Below are 15,054 nucleotides of genomic sequence, written 5' to 3'. Positions count from 1 at the left end.
CGCGGCAATCGCCTTCGTCAGCCACTTGCCGCCGACAGGAAGGCGCGGATGCGGTCGGCATCCTTGCGCCCCGGGGCACTCTCGACCCCGGACGAGACATCGACCTGACGCGCACCGGTCCGCTTCACGGCCTCGGCGAGATTCTCGGGCGTCAGCCCGCCCGCCAGCATCCATGGCACGGGCCAGCGCTGCCCGGCGATCAGCCGCCAGTCGAAGGCGAGCCCGTTGCCGCCGGGCAGTGCAGCACCCGCCGGCGCCTTGGCATCGACGAGGATCTGGTCGGCCACGGCCGCATAGAGGTCGAGCGCGGGCAGGTCGGCCTCAGTGGCCACCCCCACCGCCTTCATCACCGGCAGGCCGTGACGGGCACGGATTTCGGCCACGCGCTCGGGCGTCTCGCGGCCATGAAGCTGCAGCATGTCGAGCGGCACGCGAGCGACGATGTCGTCGAGCGTCGCGTCGTCGGCATCCACCACCAGCGCCACCTTGGCGACGCCCGGCGGCACCTCCAAGGCGAGCGCGGCGGCGGTCTCGACGCTCACGCAGCGCGGCGATCTGGCGAAGAAGACGAAGCCCACATAACGGGCGCCGGCCGCCACGGCAGCATCGAGGCCTGCCCGGTCGGACAGGCCGCAGATCTTGACGGAGACGGGCATTCAGACGCGGGCGGGTTCGGCCGGGCGGTCGACGAGGGCCAGCACGTCGTCTTCGCCCTCGTGCTTCTCGTGCCGCAGACGGTCGACCTCGCGCTCGAGGCGATTGACGTCACGGGCCCGCCGGCGCGCCTCGGCGCGGTGCTTGTGCTCGCGCAGCCATTCCCAGAGGAAGCCGATCATCAGGCCGAGCGCCACGCCGATCAGGATCACGGCATAGAGAGGAAGGTCGATGTCGGGCGAGATGCCGAACAGCCCGCTCAGCCCCTCGGGCAGCACGCGCAGCGTGACCATGCCGCGGTTGGCAAGGCCGAGAATGACCAGACAGATGGCGACGATGCCCCAGAAGGCGGTGCGGAGAGCTCTCATGTGGTGGTTCTATTTCCCGTTTAGCCGGTCGCGCAAGAGCTTGCCGGTCTTGAAGAAGGGGACGTGCTTTTCCTCGACCTCGACCGCCTCGCCGGTGCGCGGGTTGCGGCCGAGCCGCTGGTCGCGCTTCTTCACCGAAAAGGCGCCGAAGCCGCGCAGTTCGACCCGGTTTCCTTCGGCCATCGCCTGGGTGATCCGGTCGAAGATCGTGTTCACGATCTTTTCGACGTCGCGTTGATAGAGATGCGGGTTCTCATCCGCGATTTTCTGGATCAGTTCGGAGCGAATCATTAGCAGCCCTCCCTGTCCGTGCCGCGCCGATGCGGCGACATGTCACGGATCTGTGTCATCAAGACTATAGGGGCATCACCGGTTCCGATAAATAGTGCAGTCAAAACAACGGTGCGGTTTTGACCCACGTTCACGAAAAGACCCCGCCGCCCGGTGAGGGGCGACGGGGTCGAAAGCGTTCCGGGGCCGAAAAGGGCCCCGGATGGGCTCAGCGGTCGCCCTTGAGGGCGGCGCCGAGGATGTCGCCCAGCGAGGCGCCCGAATCGGAGGAGCCGTACTGCTCGACCGCTTCCTTCTCTTCGGCGATCTCGCGCGCCTTGATCGACAGGCCCAGCTTGCGGGTCTTGCTGTCGACATTGGTGACGCGGACGTCGACCTTGTCGCCGACGCCGAAGCGCTCGGGGCGCTGCTCGGCACGGTCACGCGACAGATCCGAGCGACGGATGAAGGACTTCATGCCCTCATAGGTCACTTCGATGCCGCCGTCTTCGATCTTGGTCACCTCGACGGTGATGATCGAGCCGCGCTTCACGCCACCGATGGCTTCGGCGAACGGGTCGCCGTCCATGGCCTTGATCGAGAGCGAGATGCGCTCCTTCTCGATGTCGACCTCGGTGACCTTGGCCTTCACGACGTCGCCCTTGCGGAAGTCGCCGATCACGTCCTCGCCACGACCTTCCCAGGTCAGGTCCGACAGGTGAACCATGCCGTCGATGTCGCCCGGCAGGCCGACGAACAGGCCGAACTCGGTGATGTTCTTCACCTCGCCCTCGACCTCGGTGCCCTCGGGGTGGGTCTCGGCGAAGACTTCCCACGGGTTGCGCTGGGTCTGCTTCAGGCCGAGCGAGACGCGACGCTTGGCGCTGTCGATCTCGAGCACCATCACTTCCACTTCCTGCGAAGTGGAGACGATCTTGCCGGGGTGCACGTTCTTCTTGGTCCAGCTCATCTCGGAGACGTGGACCAGACCCTCGACACCCGGCTCCAGCTCCACGAAGGCGCCGTAGTCGGTAATGTTGGTCACGCGGCCGGTGTGGACGCTCTCGATCGGGAACTTGGCTTCCACCGAATCCCACGGATCGTCCTGCAGCTGCTTCATGCCGAGGCTGATACGGTGGGTTTCCTTGTTGATCTTGATGACCTGGACCTTGACGGTCTCGCCGATCGACAGGATCTCCGAGGGGTGGTTCACGCGGCGCCACGCCATGTCGGTGACGTGCAGCAGGCCGTCGACGCCGCCGAGATCAACGAACGCACCGTATTCGGTGATGTTCTTGACCACGCCGTCGACCGTCTGGCCTTCGTGCAGGTTGGCGATGACCTCGGCGCGCTGCTCGGCACGGCTCTCTTCGAGGATCGCGCGACGCGACACCACGATGTTGCCACGGCGACGGTCCATCTTGAGGATCTGGAACGGCTGCTTGAGACCCATGAGCGGGCCGGCATCGCGCACGGGGCGCACATCGACCTGCGAGCCGGGCAGGAAGGCCACGGCGCCGCCGAGATCGACGGTGAAGCCACCCTTGACGCGGCCGAAGATGGCGCCTTCGACGCGCTCTTCGTCGGCATAGGCCTTCTCGAGACGGTCCCACGCCTCTTCGCGGCGGGCCATCTCACGCGAGATGACGGCTTCGCCACGGGCGTTCTCAACCTGGCGGAGGAAGACTTCGACCTCGTCGCCGGGCTTGAGGTCGGCCTGCTCGCCGGGGTTGGCGAATTCCTTGAGATCGATGCGGCCTTCCATCTTGTAGCCGACATCGATGATGGCCTGACCCGCCTCGATGGCGAGCACGCGGCCCTTGACGACGCTGCCTTCGGACGGCGTGTCGATTTCGAAGCTTTCGTTCAGGAGGGCTTCGAATTCCTCCATGGATGCTTTAGCGCACATGCGGTCAGTTTTTCCTTTGTAAGTCGCTATACGGGCCAGGCGGTTGTCTCCGCCGGTCTTTGGATTTCGGCTTGCCGACAGGGCGTCCAACGCGACCGGGGCCGGAAATTCCGACCCTGCCTCATCCTGCTCGCGCGCGAGACGCGCGCCGCCCTCTCGACGCCCGTGTCCATAGAGCAAAGCCGGTCCCGGATCAAGCAGCACGGCCACACTCGCCACGCCCCTGGGCCTCGCCCATTGCGCGATCCCTACGCCGGCGCGCTAATGGCGGCCCGGACAGGAGAGCTTGATGGACCTGGACATTCTACTCGTGGTCAACCGCATCGCAGGGCGCGACGCGCTGCTCGACACGTTGATCCTTCAGGTTGCTTCGAGTCCGCTGTTCAAGGGCATTCCGGTGATGATGCTGGTCTGGGGGTTGTGGATGCAGCCGCATGCCGCGCAGGCGAGACGCCGCGCCGCCCTTGCCGGCACACTGGTGATGGCGGTGTTGGCGCTGGCGACGGGCCGGGTGCTGTCGATGACGCTGCCCTACCGGGCGCGGCCGATCCACGATGCCGATCTGCCGCTGCGGCTGGCGGACTCGGTCGGAGTGGATACGCTGAACGACTGGTCCGCCATGCCCAGCGACCACGCGGTGCTGTTCTTCGCGCTGGCCACCGGCATCGCGCTGGCCGACCGTCGCTGGGGTCTCGTGGCGCTGGCCCATGCGGTGCTGGTGATCGCGCTGCCGCGGATCGCGCTCGGCTTCCACTGGCCGAGCGACATCCTCGTCGGCGGCGCGCTCGGCGTCGCGATGGCGCTGATCGCGGTGCCCTTGCTGCGGCGGGTTCTGCTGGACACCGGCCTGCTGGCTTGGCTCGAGTCGCGGCCGGGGTTCAGCTACCCGCTGATGTTCCTCGTCGCGCACCAGCTCGGCACGATGTTCGCCTCGAGCCGCACCCTGCTGGGCGTGCTACGCGACGTGCTCGCCGGCTAGCGGCCGAGCCGCTCCGCGACCTGCGCTACGGCAGCGGCCACGGCCTGCTCGACATCGAGCTCCGACGTATCGAGCAGATGTGCGTCGTCGGCCGGCCGCAGCGGCGCTTCGGCGCGGCCGGAATCGCGCAGGTCGCGGGCGCGGACATCCTCCAGCACGGCGCCGAAATCGGTCTCGACCCCGGCCGCGACCAGCTCCGCCAGCCGCCGCGCCGCGCGGGCCTCGGCGCTCGCGGTGACGAAGAGCTTCACCTCGGCCTCGGGGCAGATCACCGTGCCGATGTCGCGCCCGTCGAGCACCGCGCCACCTTCGCGCCGGGCGAAGCTACGCTGGAATTCGAGGAGCGCCGCGCGCACCTCGCCGATCACCGCCACCTCGCTCGCCGCGCGCGCCACCTCGGGGCTGCGCAGCCCGGGCGCGGCCAGCGCCTCAGCGGTCAGGCCGCGTGCCGCCTCGACCGGATCGGCACCGGCCAGAACCTGTGCACCGACTGCGCGGTAGAGCAGCCCGGTGTCGAGATGGGCGAAGCCGAAATGGGTGGCGACAGCGCGCCCCACAGTGCCCTTGCCCGCGGCGGCCGGGCCGTCGATGGCGACCGTGAAGATCATGCCCGCGCCACCGACGCGCCGAGCCCCGTCATCAGCGGTTCGAACACCGGGAAGGAGGTGGCGATCGGACCGCCGTCATCGACGCGCATCGGCGCGTTCGTCGCCAAGCCCATCACCAGGAAGGACATGGCGATGCGGTGGTCGAGACGGCTTTCCACCACGGCACCGCCCGGCACCTGGCCGTGGCCGCGGCCATGCACGATCCACCAGTCCTCGCCCTCCTCGACCTCGACGCCGGCGGCACGCAGCCCCTGCGCCATGGCGTCGATCCGGTCGCTTTCCTTCACGCGCAGCTCCTTCACGCCGCGCATCACGGTCGGCCCTTCGGCGAAGGCCGCGACCACCGAGAGCACCGGGTATTCATCGATCATCGAGGCGGCACGGGCGGGCGGCACCTCGATGCCCTTCATGTTCGGCGAGAAGCGCGCGCGCAGGTCGGCCACCGGCTCGCCCCCCTCCTCGCGCGGGTTCTCGTAGGTCAGGTCGGCGCCCATCTCGCGCAGCGTCTCGAACAGCCCGGCGCGGCTCGGGTTGAGGCCGATATTCGGCACCAGCACGTCCGAGCCCTCGGCGATCAGCGCCGCGCAGACCGGGAAGGCGGCAGAGCTGGGATCGCGCGGCACCACGATATGCTGCGGCTTCAGCTCGGGCTGGCCGGTGAGCGTGATCACCCGGCCCTCATCGGTTTCCTCGACCACCAGTTCCGCGCCGAATCCCATCAGCATCCGCTCGGTATGGTCGCGGGTGGCTTCCTTCTCGATCACCACGGTCTTGCCGGGGGCATTGAGACCCGCCAGCAGCACAGCCGACTTCACCTGCGCCGAAGGCACCGGCACGGTGTAGCGCACCGGCATCGGATCGCGCGCGCCGGTGATCGTCATCGGCAGCCGTCCGCCCTCTCGCCCTTCGGCCTTGGCACCGAACAGCGCCAGCGGATCGGTGACGCGGCCCATGGGCCGCGAACACAGCGAGGCGTCGCCGGTGAAGGTCACGGTGATCGGCGTGGTGGCCATCGCCCCCATGATCAGCCGCACCCCGGTGCCGGAATTGCCGCAGTCGATCACGCCCTCAGGCTCGGCAAAGCCGCCGACGCCGACGCCATGCACCGACCAGCGGCCGCCCCCGTGATCGGTGACCTCGGCCCCGAAGGCGCGCATCGCCTTGGCGGTGTCGAGCACATCCTGCCCTTCGAGCAGCCCCTCGATCACCGTCTCGCCGACCGAGAGCGCGCCGAGGATCAGGCTGCGATGGCTGATCGACTTGTCGCCCGGCACATGCGCCTCGCCCGACAGGGCGGGGCCGCGCTGGGACATCATCGGGATCGGATCGCCATGGCCGGACATCGGGGCACCTCGTGGTTTGCTCGGGCTCGTTCCTAGACCGACGCGGCGGCAGCGTCCACGCCCGGCACCGCCTCAGGGCCGCCGGAAGGTAAGGTAATGCGGCCGCCGACCCTCGCGCAGCGCCTTCTGCTCGTAGCGGGTCGAGGGCCAGTCGGCCCAAGCGGCGTCGTCGGGGTGATCGACACGCACGAATCCCGCCTGCGGCACCTCTTCGAGGGTCTGGCGGACGTAATCGGGAATGTCGGTCGCGACCCGGAATTCGGCTCCGGGCTTCAGCACCCGGAACAGCGGCTCCAGATGTTCCTGCGTGACGAAGCGGCGGCGGTGATGACGCGCCTTGGGCCAGGGGTCGGGGTAGTTGAGAAAGGCCTTCTCGACGCTCGCATCGGGCAGCACGTCGAACAGGTCGCGCACGTCGCCCGGATGCACGGCGATGTTGTCGACGCCCGCGTCGCGGATCTTGCCCAAAAGCATCGCCACGCCGTTGATGAAGGGCTCGGCCCCGATGATCGCGATGTCGGGGTAGCTCTTGGCCATGTGCACGAGATGCTCGCCGCCGCCGAAACCCACCTCGAGCCAGATCGGCTTACCGCCGAAACGCGCGTCGAGATCGAGCTTCTCGCGATCGGGGTTCACGTCCCAATCGACCGGCCCCGGCGACAAGGCGTCGAGATCATGCTCGAGATGCTCTTTCTGCGTCGGGCGCAGCGTCTTGCCGTGGATGCGGCCATAGAAATTGCGCCAGGGGGCGCCGGAGGGGTGCGAACCTTTTTTCATGGCTGGCGGGTTAGCGCGGGCGGCGCCGCCACGCAACATGCCGAACGCCTCCGAGGTCGGGACGTCATGCCCGGTCCGGAACGCGAAAGGGGCAGAGCGCCTGCCCTGCCCCTTTGTCATTTCCGAGAACCACGACGGGCCAACCGTCGGATGCCGGAGCTAGAGCCCGCGCTTGAGCGCCTCGGCCAGATCGGTCCGCTCCCAGGAGAAACCGCCATCCGCCTCGGGCGCGCGGCCGAAATGGCCATAGGCCGCCGTGCGGGCATAGATCGGGCGGTTGAGCCCGAGATGGGTGCGGATGCCGCGCGGCGTCAGGTCCATCGCCTGCGCCACCGCGCGCTCGATCTCGGCGTTCGAGACCTCGCCGGTGCCATGGGTGTCGGCATAGATCGACAGCGGCCGGGCCACGCCAATGGCATAGGACAGCTGGATCGTGCAGCGCTCGGCCAGACCGGCGGCGACGACGTTCTTGGCAAGGTAGCGCGCGGCATAGGCGGCCGAACGGTCGACCTTGGTCGGGTCCTTGCCAGAGAAGGCACCGCCGCCATGCGGTGCCGCGCCACCATAGGTGTCGACGATGATCTTGCGGCCCGTCAGACCCGCATCGCCATCCGGCCCGCCGATCACGAACTTGCCCGTGGGGTTCACCCACCATTCGGTCTTGTCGGTGATCCAGCCCTGCGGCAGCACCTCGCGGATGTAAGGCTCGACGATGGCGCGGATGTCGGCGCTGGTCTGACCCTCGTCGGAATGCTGGGTCGACAGCACGATCGAGGTTGCCTCGACCGGCATGCCGTTCTCGTAGCGCAGGGAGAGCTGGCTCTTGGCATCGGGGCGCAGCGTCGGCTCGGCGCCTGATTTGCGGGCATCGGCGAGCCGCTTGAGGATCCGGTGCGCGTAATGGATCGGCGCCGGCATCAGCTCGGGCGTTTCGCTGCAAGCATAGCCGAACATGATGCCCTGATCGCCAGCGCCTTCTTCCTTGCCCTCAGCGGCATCCACCCCTTGGGCGATATGGGCCGATTGCGGATGCAGAAGGTTGGTCACCTCGACGTCGCGGTGGTGGAAGGCATCCTGCTCGTAGCCGATGTCGCGGATGCAATCGCGCACGATCCCCTCGACCCCGCCCAGCACCTGCTCGAGCTTAGCCTGATCCTTGAGACCGATCTCGCCGCCGACCACGACGCGGTTGGTGGTGGCGAAGGTTTCGCAAGCCACCCGCGCCTCCGGCTCCTCGGCGAGCAGCGCGTCGAGCACGGCATCGGAGATCCGGTCGCAGACCTTGTCGGGATGGCCTTCGGACACCGATTCGGAGGTGAAAATGTAGTTCTGGCGGGACATGAAGAGGTGCTCCATTGAAATTCGCCCGACACGCCAGGAAGCCGTTGTGCCGGGAATCCGCCCCCGCTACGCCCCGGCCCGCCCCCGGTCAAGCCGATTTCGGCGCATGGCTGCCAGTCCCAGAAGCGCCAGCACGCCCAGCATAGGCGCGTCGCCCAGCCGCGCATAGACGGGCGCGGCCCCGCGCGGCGGCAGCGGTGCGTCGATCGCGCCGGTTTGGCCCAGACCCAGCCGAGCGGTCACCCGGCCCTGCGCGTCGATCATCGCCGAGACGCCGGTATTGGCAACGCGCGCCATCGGCATTCGCTGCTCGATCGCCCTGAGCCGTGCCAGCGCAAGGTGCTGGTAGGGGCCGGAGACAGTGCCGAACCAGGCGTCGTTGGTCATCAGGACCATCAGTCTCGGCCGCAGCGCCCCGGTGGCCGTGGCCGCGTTGACCTCGCGCGCGAAGATCCCCTCGTAGCAGATCAGGGGCAGCGCCAGGCCGATCCCCGGCACCGCGACCGGGTGCAGGCCGGGCCCCGGCGTGTAGCCGCCGCCCTCGCTGGCCGCCAATCCGTGGATGCCGAAGCGCGCGGCCCATTCGCCGAAGGGAACGTATTCGCCGAACGGCACAAGATGCGCCTTGTCGTAGAGCGCCGCGATCTCGCCCGCCCCGTCCATGACGATGGCCGAGTTGTAGTAGCGCGCGGCCTCGCGACGCTGGATGCCGAGCATGACCGGCGCACCACGCGCGGCGGCTGCGCCTTCGGCCAGCGCATCGCCTGACTGGTCGAGAAGCCAGGGCAATGCCGTCTCGGGCCAGATCACGAGATCGGGCACGTCGCCTTGCCCGGTCAGCGACATCAACCGTTGATGAAAGACCGGCAGCCAGTCCGGGTCCCATTTCAATGCCTGCACCGCGTTGGGCTGCACCAGTCGCACCACCGGCGCGCCTGGCCTCGGCGCCGGGGCCGGACCGGGATCGAGCACGATCCAGGCCGCGAGGCAGGCCAGCGCCGGGACCGCCAGCGCGGCGCGCGCGCCGATCGCCAGCGCCGCCGCAGGCAAGCCCAGCGCGATCAATGTCAGCAGCGGAGCGCCTCCCAGCGCGGCGAGCTGCGCCACCGGCGTATCGATGAACACATGCCCCGGCATCGCCCATGGAAAGCCGGTGAACACCACGCCGCGCGCCATTTCGAGCGCGACCCACAAGGCCACGAGCAGCGCGTCGCCGCGCCGATGCGCGGCGGCAAAGGCCACGCCCCAGAACACCGCCAACCCGCCGCAGAGCAGCACCACGGCAAAGGGCGCCATCCAGCCGTCGCGCGCGGCATCGACGAAGAAGGGCTCGACCACCCAGGAAAGCGCCAGGCCGAACCAGCCCGCGCCGAAGCCCCAGCCGGTGAGAAAGGCGCCGCGCTGGGTCGCCGCATGGCGGCGCAGCACGAACACCAGCGCCAAGGCGGGCAGCGTCAGCCACCAAAGCCCCCACGGCGCCAGCCCCAGCGCCGCGAGCACACCGGCGAAACCGGCCAGCCCGGCGCGCGGCAAGGGCCGCGTCGCATGGTGCCGGACGGCCCGCCGGGCCGGCCGCAACGCGTCGTGCATCAACTCAGCCTTCCGCGCTTTCCGGCAAACGAATGCGCAGCCGCTTGATCCGGCGCGGATCGGCATCGATCACCTCGAACTCGATCCCGGCCGGGTGCTCGATCACCTCCCCGCGGGCGGGCACGTGACCGGCCAGCATCGAGACCAGACCGCCAAGGCTGTCGATCTCCTCCTCGTCGATCTCCTCGTGATCGGTGAGATCCATGCCGATCGCCCGCTCGAAGGTCTCGAGCGGCGTGCGCGCGAGCGCGAGCCAGACGCCGGGCTTCTCGCGCAGGAAGCTCTGCGCCTCGTCGACATCGTGTTCGTCCTCGATCTCGCCCACCACGGTCTCGATCAGGTCCTCGATGGTCACGAGCCCGTCGGTGCCGCCGTATTCGTCGATCACCAACGCCATGTGGATCCGCTCGGTCTGCATCTTCTGAAGCAGCACGCCGAGCGGCATCGAGGGCGGCACGAAGAGCAGCCGGCGCAGCATGTCGCGCAGGCTGAAATCCGGCCGCTCTGGCACGAAGCAGAACTTGAGCGCGAAATCCTTGAGGTTGACCAGCCCGATCGGCGTGTCGAGCGTGCCGTCGAAGACCGGGATCCGGGTCAGGCCGCTCTCGCGGAACACCTCGACCAGCTCCTCGAGAGGGATGGTGACCGGCACTGCGGTGATGTCCGCCTTGGGCACCATCACATCCTCGACCCGCATCCGACGCAGGTTGAGCATGCCCGGAACCGGCAGCACCTGGGCGAAGCCGCGCGGCGCCTCCACCGGTGGCAGCTCGGCCTCGGCGGGGTTCAGCACCCCGATGATGCGGCTGAAGAAACCGCGTCCGCCGCCATTCTCGGCGGTGACGCTACTTGGCCCCTCGGGACCATCTCCGTCGCCGTCGCGGGCATGTCCCGCATCGGCCGTATCAAACGCGTCGCCCATCGTCTCCTTCCGGTGCTGCAATGGCATGAGCGGCATATGGGTCTGCGATCCCCATTTTGCCAAGTGTTTCCGTCTCCAGCCCTTCCATCAGCGCCGCATCCGCGTCGGTTTCGTGATCGAAGCCCAGCAAATGCAGGGTGCCGTGCACGAGAAGATGGCTGGCGTGATCGGCGAGACTCCGCCCGGCGGCCTCGGCCTCGGCGCGGCAGGTCTCGTAGGCGATGGCGATGTCACCCAGCTCGGTCGGACCCATGGGGTCGCGCCGGGGCGGCGACGGCCTGCTTCCGGGCGCGGCCGCCCCCCGCTCCTCGGAGGGCCAGCTCAACACGTTGGTAGGCTTGGGTTTGCCACGGAAGTCGGCGTTTAGATCGGCGATCCGCGCGTCCGAACAGCCCAGCAGGCTGATCTCGAAGCCGGAGGGGTCGAGACCGGCGCCGCGCAGCGCGGCGGCGCAGGCGGTCTCCGCCAGCGCTTCCAGCCCCACCGCTTCCCAGCGGTGATCCTCCAGCAGGCAATCGACCAGCGGCGGCCGCGGGCGCTCAGGCCGCGCCATCGGCTTCGTAGGCATCGATGATCGCCGCGACCAGCGGGTGACGCACCACGTCCTTGGAGGTGAAGTAGTTGAAGCTGATCTTGGGGATGTTCTTGAGCAGTCGCTCGGCGTCATGCAGCCCCGAGGTGACGCCGCGCGGCAGGTCGACCTGGCTGCGGTCGCCGGTGACGACCATGCGCGAGCCCTCGCCCAGACGGGTGAGGAACATCTTCATCTGCATCGTCGTGGCGTTCTGCGCCTCATCGAGCACGACGAAGGCGCGGCTCAGGGTCCGGCCGCGCATGAAGGCGAGCGGCGCGATCTCGATCACCTTCTCCTCCATCATCTTGGAGGCCTGCTTGCCGGGCAGGAAGTCGTTCAGCGCATCGTAGAGCGGCTGCATGTAGGGATCGACCTTCTCCTTCATGTCGCCGGGCAGGTAGCCGAGCTTCTCGCCCGCCTCGACCGCCGGGCGGCTCAGGATGATCTTGTCGACATGGCCCTGCAGGAACATCGACACGCCCACCGCCACGGCGAGATAGGTCTTGCCGGTACCGGCCGGGCCGATGCCGAAGCACAGCTCGTTGTCGAACAGCGCGCGCACATAGGCCTTCTGGGCCTCGGTCCGAGGCTCGACGAGCTTGCGACGGGTCTTGATCTCGATGCGCTCGGCTGCCGGGTCGGCCTTGAACAGGTCGATCTGATCGGCGTCGACGGGTTCGGGCGCCGCCATCCGCAGTTCACGGTCCACGTCGCCGGGCTCCACCGGCCGGCCGGCTTCGAGCCGAGCATAGAGCGCGTTGAGCACCCGCGCCGCCTCCGTGCCCGAGTCGTCCTCGCCGATCACGGAGAGCCGATTGCCGCGCCGCAGGATCTGTACCCCCAGCCGCTCCTCGATCGCCGCGATGTGCCGGTCATGCTCACCGCACAGATCTATCAGAAGGAAATTATTCGGAAACTCGAGAACGGTCTCGGTCGGGGTGGCGATGGACAAGCAGAACTCCTCATGCCGGGTGGCGCCGATGGACCCCCCGATGGTCGCAATTCGCGGCGGGCCGCGCAAGCGGATCAGGCGAGCTATGGCAATCAACGCGCGGCGCGATGCGCGGTTTCCCCGATGCCGTGCGAAAAGGGCCGCGCCTTGCGGCGCGGCCCCTTGGATTTCGCCCGTTATGCGGGCTCAGAGCGGATCGGGGATCGGAGAGCCGGATTTGAACGGCCCGACCACGACGTTGGGCTGCGCCACACCCGAACAGACCGGAAGCCCGTCCGGCGTCAGGCGCTCGGACATGTAGCCCTCGACGCCGTCATCGATGATCCAGTGATCGCAGCCATCCGGGTCGACCCAGATACCCGCCACCATGGTCGACAGGTCATGCGAATTGATGCCCCGGTCGACGGTCTTGTCCGGACCGATCGGGGCGCAGGCGGCGGCGGCGCCGAGCAGGCCGAGGATCGCGAAGCTCTTGGAAATCGTCATGTTCGTGCTCCTCAACGCAGGCAATAGACTTCGACGCGGCGGTTGGCCTGCATCCCGGCGGCGGTGGCGTTCGACGCCTTGGGCTTGCGCTCGCCAAAGCCGCGCACATCAACCACGCGGGCACCCACCTCCTGCGCCACCTGCGCCACTGCGCGGGCGCGGTTGTCGGACAGGGTGATGTTGTACTCGTCGCTCGCGCGGCTGTCGGTATGGCCGTAGATCAGGAAGCCGAAGGCGTTGGCTTGGGTGAAGAACTGGCGCAGCCGGGCGCGGCCGGCGGCCGAAATGTGCCATTTGTCGGTGGCGAACAGCGTGTCGGTCGGCACCACGCCGCAGATCTCCGAGCGATGACAGACCGGCGAGCCGTCGCGCAGGCGGCGCGGGCCCATGAACCCCTCGGCGCCGTCATCCATCGCCCAGTGTTCGCACCCGTCGGGATCGATCCAGATGTTGGGCGTGTAGCGTTCGGCGGGGATGATCCGCGGATCCTGCGCCAGCGCCGGCGCGCTCAGCGACCCGAATGCCAGCGCAGCCACCACGATCCCCCCGGCCGCGGCGCGCAACTTTTCCGTCATGAATGAGGCCACTTGTTCCAATCCTTCCCGAACTTCTGACGCGATGATCTCCACCTTGGCAGCCGGGCGGAGATCGGCTGGATCCAAGTGTTAATGCGGATCAGGGCTTTGGGAAGGCCTCGGCATGAAATTGCCGATACTAGACGCAACAGTGGAGGCCGATTGAAGGGAATTGTCCTTCAAGCCGCGACGCGGCGGCTCGAAACGCCCGATCGAGGCGTCTGCGACGCCTCGATTCTGCCGCAATCCTGCTGTGGTGAGACCGATTCCCCCGCAGCCTCAGTCGATCAACGTCCCTGCCAGCGAGTTCGGCCCCGACGCGGTGATCTGCACACGCGCGATCTCGCCGCGCAGGCTTTCGGGCGCCTCGACATGTACCGCGAAGAGGTGCTCGGACTTGCCGACCATCTGGCCGGGCAGCCGTCCCGTCTTCTCGAACAGCACGGTGGTTTCCTGGCCGACCATCGCCTCCTGCGCCGCGCGCTGTTGCTCGCCCAGAAGGCCCTGCAGCCGCTGCAGCCGCACGTCCATCACCTCCGGTGCCACCTGCGTCTTGCGCTCGGCGGCAGGCGTGCCGGGGCGCGGCGAATACTTGAAGGAGAAGGCCGAGCCGTAGCGGACCTCCCGCACCAGATCCATCGTCGCGTCGAAATCGGCATCGGTCTCGCCGGGAAAGCCCACGATGAAATCCGAGGTAAGCAGGATGTCGGGGCGCGCCGCACGAATCCGCTCGATCAGGCGCAGATACTGCTCCGCGGTGTGCTTGCGGTTCATCGCCTTGAGAATGCGGTCAGAGCCCGACTGCACCGGCAGGTGCAGATAGGGCATCAGCTTCGCCTCGTTCCCATGCGCCGCGATCAGCGCCTCGTCCATGTCGTTGGGATGAGAGGTGGTGTAGCGGATCCGCTCAAGCCCATCGATCTGCGCGAGTTGACCGACCAAGGCCGCGAGCCCGCCCTCCGCACCGTCGAGATCGCCGTGCCACGCGTTGACGTTCTGGCCCAGCAGGGTGATCTCGCGCACCCCCGCCTCGACCAGCCCGCGCGCTTCGGCGACGATCCGCGCCGCCGGACGGCTGACTTCGGCGCCGCGGGTATAGGGCACCACACAGAAGGCGCAGAACTTGTCGCAGCCCTCCTGCACGGTCAGAAAGGCCGTCGGGCCGCGCTTGGCCTTGGGACGGGTCTTCAGCGTCTCGAACTTGTCGTCTTCGGGAAACTCGGTGTCGACGGCGCGACCGCCCTGCCCGACCCGGGCTTCCATCTCGGGCAGCCGGTGGTAGCTCTGCGGCCCCACCACGAGGTCGACCAGCGGCATGCGGTTGAGGATCTCCTCGCCCTCGGCCTGCGCCACGCAGCCCGCGACGCCGATTTTCAGTCCGGGCTTCGCCTCCTTGAGCGGCCGCAGCCGGCCGAGGTCGGAATAGACCTTCTCGGCGGCCTTCTCGCGGATGTGGCAGGTGTTGAGCAGCACCATGTCGGCCTCGTCGGCCACCTCGGTGGTGACGTAGCCGGACGCGCCCAGCGCCTCGGCCATGCGCTCGCTGTCATAGACGTTCATCTGACAGCCATAGGTCTTGATGAAGAGCTTCTTGGGCGCCTGGTCCATCGCGGCCATCCTCTGCGAGATCAGGGGCGCGGTGTAGGCCAAAGCCCGGCATCTTGCAATGTCGGCCCGGCCCGGCCATCCCTGTCGGAACGGCAAGA

The 15,054-nt window shown here is 68.1% G+C and carries 16 protein-coding genes and 1 riboswitch; of the genes, 1 reads left to right on the top strand and 15 read right to left on the bottom strand.

Going from position 1 to position 15,054, the window contains the following annotated elements; translation table 11 throughout:
- Window positions 1–17 precede the first annotated feature (17 nt).
- The 4 genes from T8T21_RS14525 to rpsA form a co-directional block, all read right to left on the bottom strand.
- Window positions 18–656: a phosphoribosylanthranilate isomerase gene (locus T8T21_RS14525; RefSeq protein ID WP_322336099.1), complete on the bottom strand. Its 639-nt coding sequence runs from the start codon at window positions 654–656 to the stop codon at window positions 18–20.
- The gene (locus T8T21_RS14520; RefSeq protein ID WP_183472091.1) at window positions 657–1,022 is read right to left on the bottom strand and encodes a lipopolysaccharide assembly protein LapA domain-containing protein; all 366 of its coding nucleotides are present in this window, start codon (window positions 1,020–1,022) and stop codon (window positions 657–659) included.
- Between the two features lie 9 nt (window positions 1,023–1,031).
- On the bottom strand, window positions 1,032–1,313 hold the full coding sequence (ihfB, locus tag T8T21_RS14515; protein ID WP_085897095.1) for an integration host factor subunit beta: 282 nt from the start codon (window positions 1,311–1,313) through the stop codon (window positions 1,032–1,034).
- A gap of 208 nt (window positions 1,314–1,521) precedes the next feature.
- The gene (gene rpsA / locus T8T21_RS14510; RefSeq protein WP_281372297.1) at window positions 1,522–3,201 is read right to left on the bottom strand and encodes a 30S ribosomal protein S1; all 1,680 of its coding nucleotides are present in this window, start codon (window positions 3,199–3,201) and stop codon (window positions 1,522–1,524) included.
- A 289-nt stretch (window positions 3,202–3,490) separates the two neighbouring features.
- On the opposite strand from rpsA, the gene T8T21_RS14505 reads away from it, so the two are divergent.
- Window positions 3,491–4,180, top strand: coding sequence for a phosphatase PAP2 family protein (locus T8T21_RS14505; RefSeq protein ID WP_322336098.1), 690 nt, complete (start codon window positions 3,491–3,493; stop codon window positions 4,178–4,180).
- On the opposite strand, the gene T8T21_RS14500 is transcribed toward T8T21_RS14505, so the two are convergent.
- The 11 genes from T8T21_RS14500 to miaB all read right to left on the bottom strand — a co-directional run bounded on the left by T8T21_RS14500 (window position 4,177) and on the right by miaB (window position 14,956).
- The gene (locus tag T8T21_RS14500) at window positions 4,177–4,788 is read right to left on the bottom strand and encodes a (d)CMP kinase (protein ID WP_322336097.1); all 612 of its coding nucleotides are present in this window, start codon (window positions 4,786–4,788) and stop codon (window positions 4,177–4,179) included. The two genes, T8T21_RS14505 and T8T21_RS14500, sit on opposite strands and share 4 nt — an antisense overlap.
- Entirely contained in the window at window positions 4,785–6,131 is a 1,347-nt protein-coding gene (aroA, locus tag T8T21_RS14495) for a 3-phosphoshikimate 1-carboxyvinyltransferase (RefSeq protein ID WP_322336096.1), read from the bottom strand. The genes T8T21_RS14500 and aroA overlap by 4 nt, the downstream gene beginning before the upstream one ends.
- 72 nt (window positions 6,132–6,203) lie before the next feature.
- Window positions 6,204–6,908, bottom strand: a complete 705-nt coding sequence (trmB, locus tag T8T21_RS14490) for a tRNA (guanine(46)-N(7))-methyltransferase TrmB (protein WP_322336095.1) — start codon at window positions 6,906–6,908, stop codon at window positions 6,204–6,206.
- 159 nt (window positions 6,909–7,067) lie between these two features.
- Window positions 7,068–8,249, bottom strand: a complete 1,182-nt coding sequence (gene metK, locus T8T21_RS14485) for a methionine adenosyltransferase (protein WP_322336094.1) — start codon at window positions 8,247–8,249, stop codon at window positions 7,068–7,070.
- Between the two features lie 7 nt (window positions 8,250–8,256).
- Window positions 8,257–8,305: riboswitch (SAM-SAH riboswitch) on the bottom strand.
- 10 nt (window positions 8,306–8,315) lie between these two features.
- Window positions 8,316–9,839, bottom strand: coding sequence for an apolipoprotein N-acyltransferase (gene lnt, locus T8T21_RS14480; RefSeq protein WP_322336093.1), 1,524 nt, complete (start codon window positions 9,837–9,839; stop codon window positions 8,316–8,318).
- 4 nt (window positions 9,840–9,843) lie between these two features.
- Window positions 9,844–10,761: a CBS domain-containing protein gene (locus T8T21_RS14475; protein ID WP_183472107.1), complete on the bottom strand. Its 918-nt coding sequence runs from the start codon at window positions 10,759–10,761 to the stop codon at window positions 9,844–9,846.
- On the bottom strand, window positions 10,745–11,329 hold the full coding sequence (gene ybeY / locus T8T21_RS14470) for an rRNA maturation RNase YbeY (protein WP_322336092.1): 585 nt from the start codon (window positions 11,327–11,329) through the stop codon (window positions 10,745–10,747). Before ybeY ends, T8T21_RS14475 begins: the two co-directional genes overlap by 17 nt.
- Window positions 11,301–12,281 carry a PhoH family protein gene (locus tag T8T21_RS14465; RefSeq protein WP_183472576.1) on the bottom strand — a complete coding sequence of 327 codons (981 nt, stop codon included), beginning with the start codon at window positions 12,279–12,281 and terminating at the stop codon, window positions 11,301–11,303. Before T8T21_RS14465 ends, ybeY begins: the two co-directional genes overlap by 29 nt.
- 192 nt (window positions 12,282–12,473) lie before the next feature.
- A complete protein-coding gene (locus T8T21_RS14460; RefSeq protein WP_322336091.1) occupies window positions 12,474–12,773 on the bottom strand; it encodes a hypothetical protein in 300 nt (99 codons plus the stop codon).
- 11 nt (window positions 12,774–12,784) lie between these two features.
- Window positions 12,785–13,348, bottom strand: a complete 564-nt coding sequence (locus T8T21_RS14455; protein ID WP_322336090.1) for an OmpA family protein — start codon at window positions 13,346–13,348, stop codon at window positions 12,785–12,787.
- A 279-nt stretch (window positions 13,349–13,627) separates the two neighbouring features.
- A complete protein-coding gene (miaB, locus tag T8T21_RS14450) occupies window positions 13,628–14,956 on the bottom strand; it encodes a tRNA (N6-isopentenyl adenosine(37)-C2)-methylthiotransferase MiaB (RefSeq protein ID WP_322336089.1) in 1,329 nt (442 codons plus the stop codon).
- Between the last annotated feature and the right edge of the window lie 98 nt (window positions 14,957–15,054).

The sequence above is a fragment of the Limimaricola variabilis genome (assembly GCF_034371605.1).
In the GTDB taxonomy this organism is placed as follows: Bacteria; Pseudomonadota; Alphaproteobacteria; order Rhodobacterales; family Rhodobacteraceae; genus Limimaricola; species Limimaricola variabilis.
Note: the sequence above shows the minus strand (reverse complement) of the source record. Positions and strands in the feature narration are given on the sequence as shown.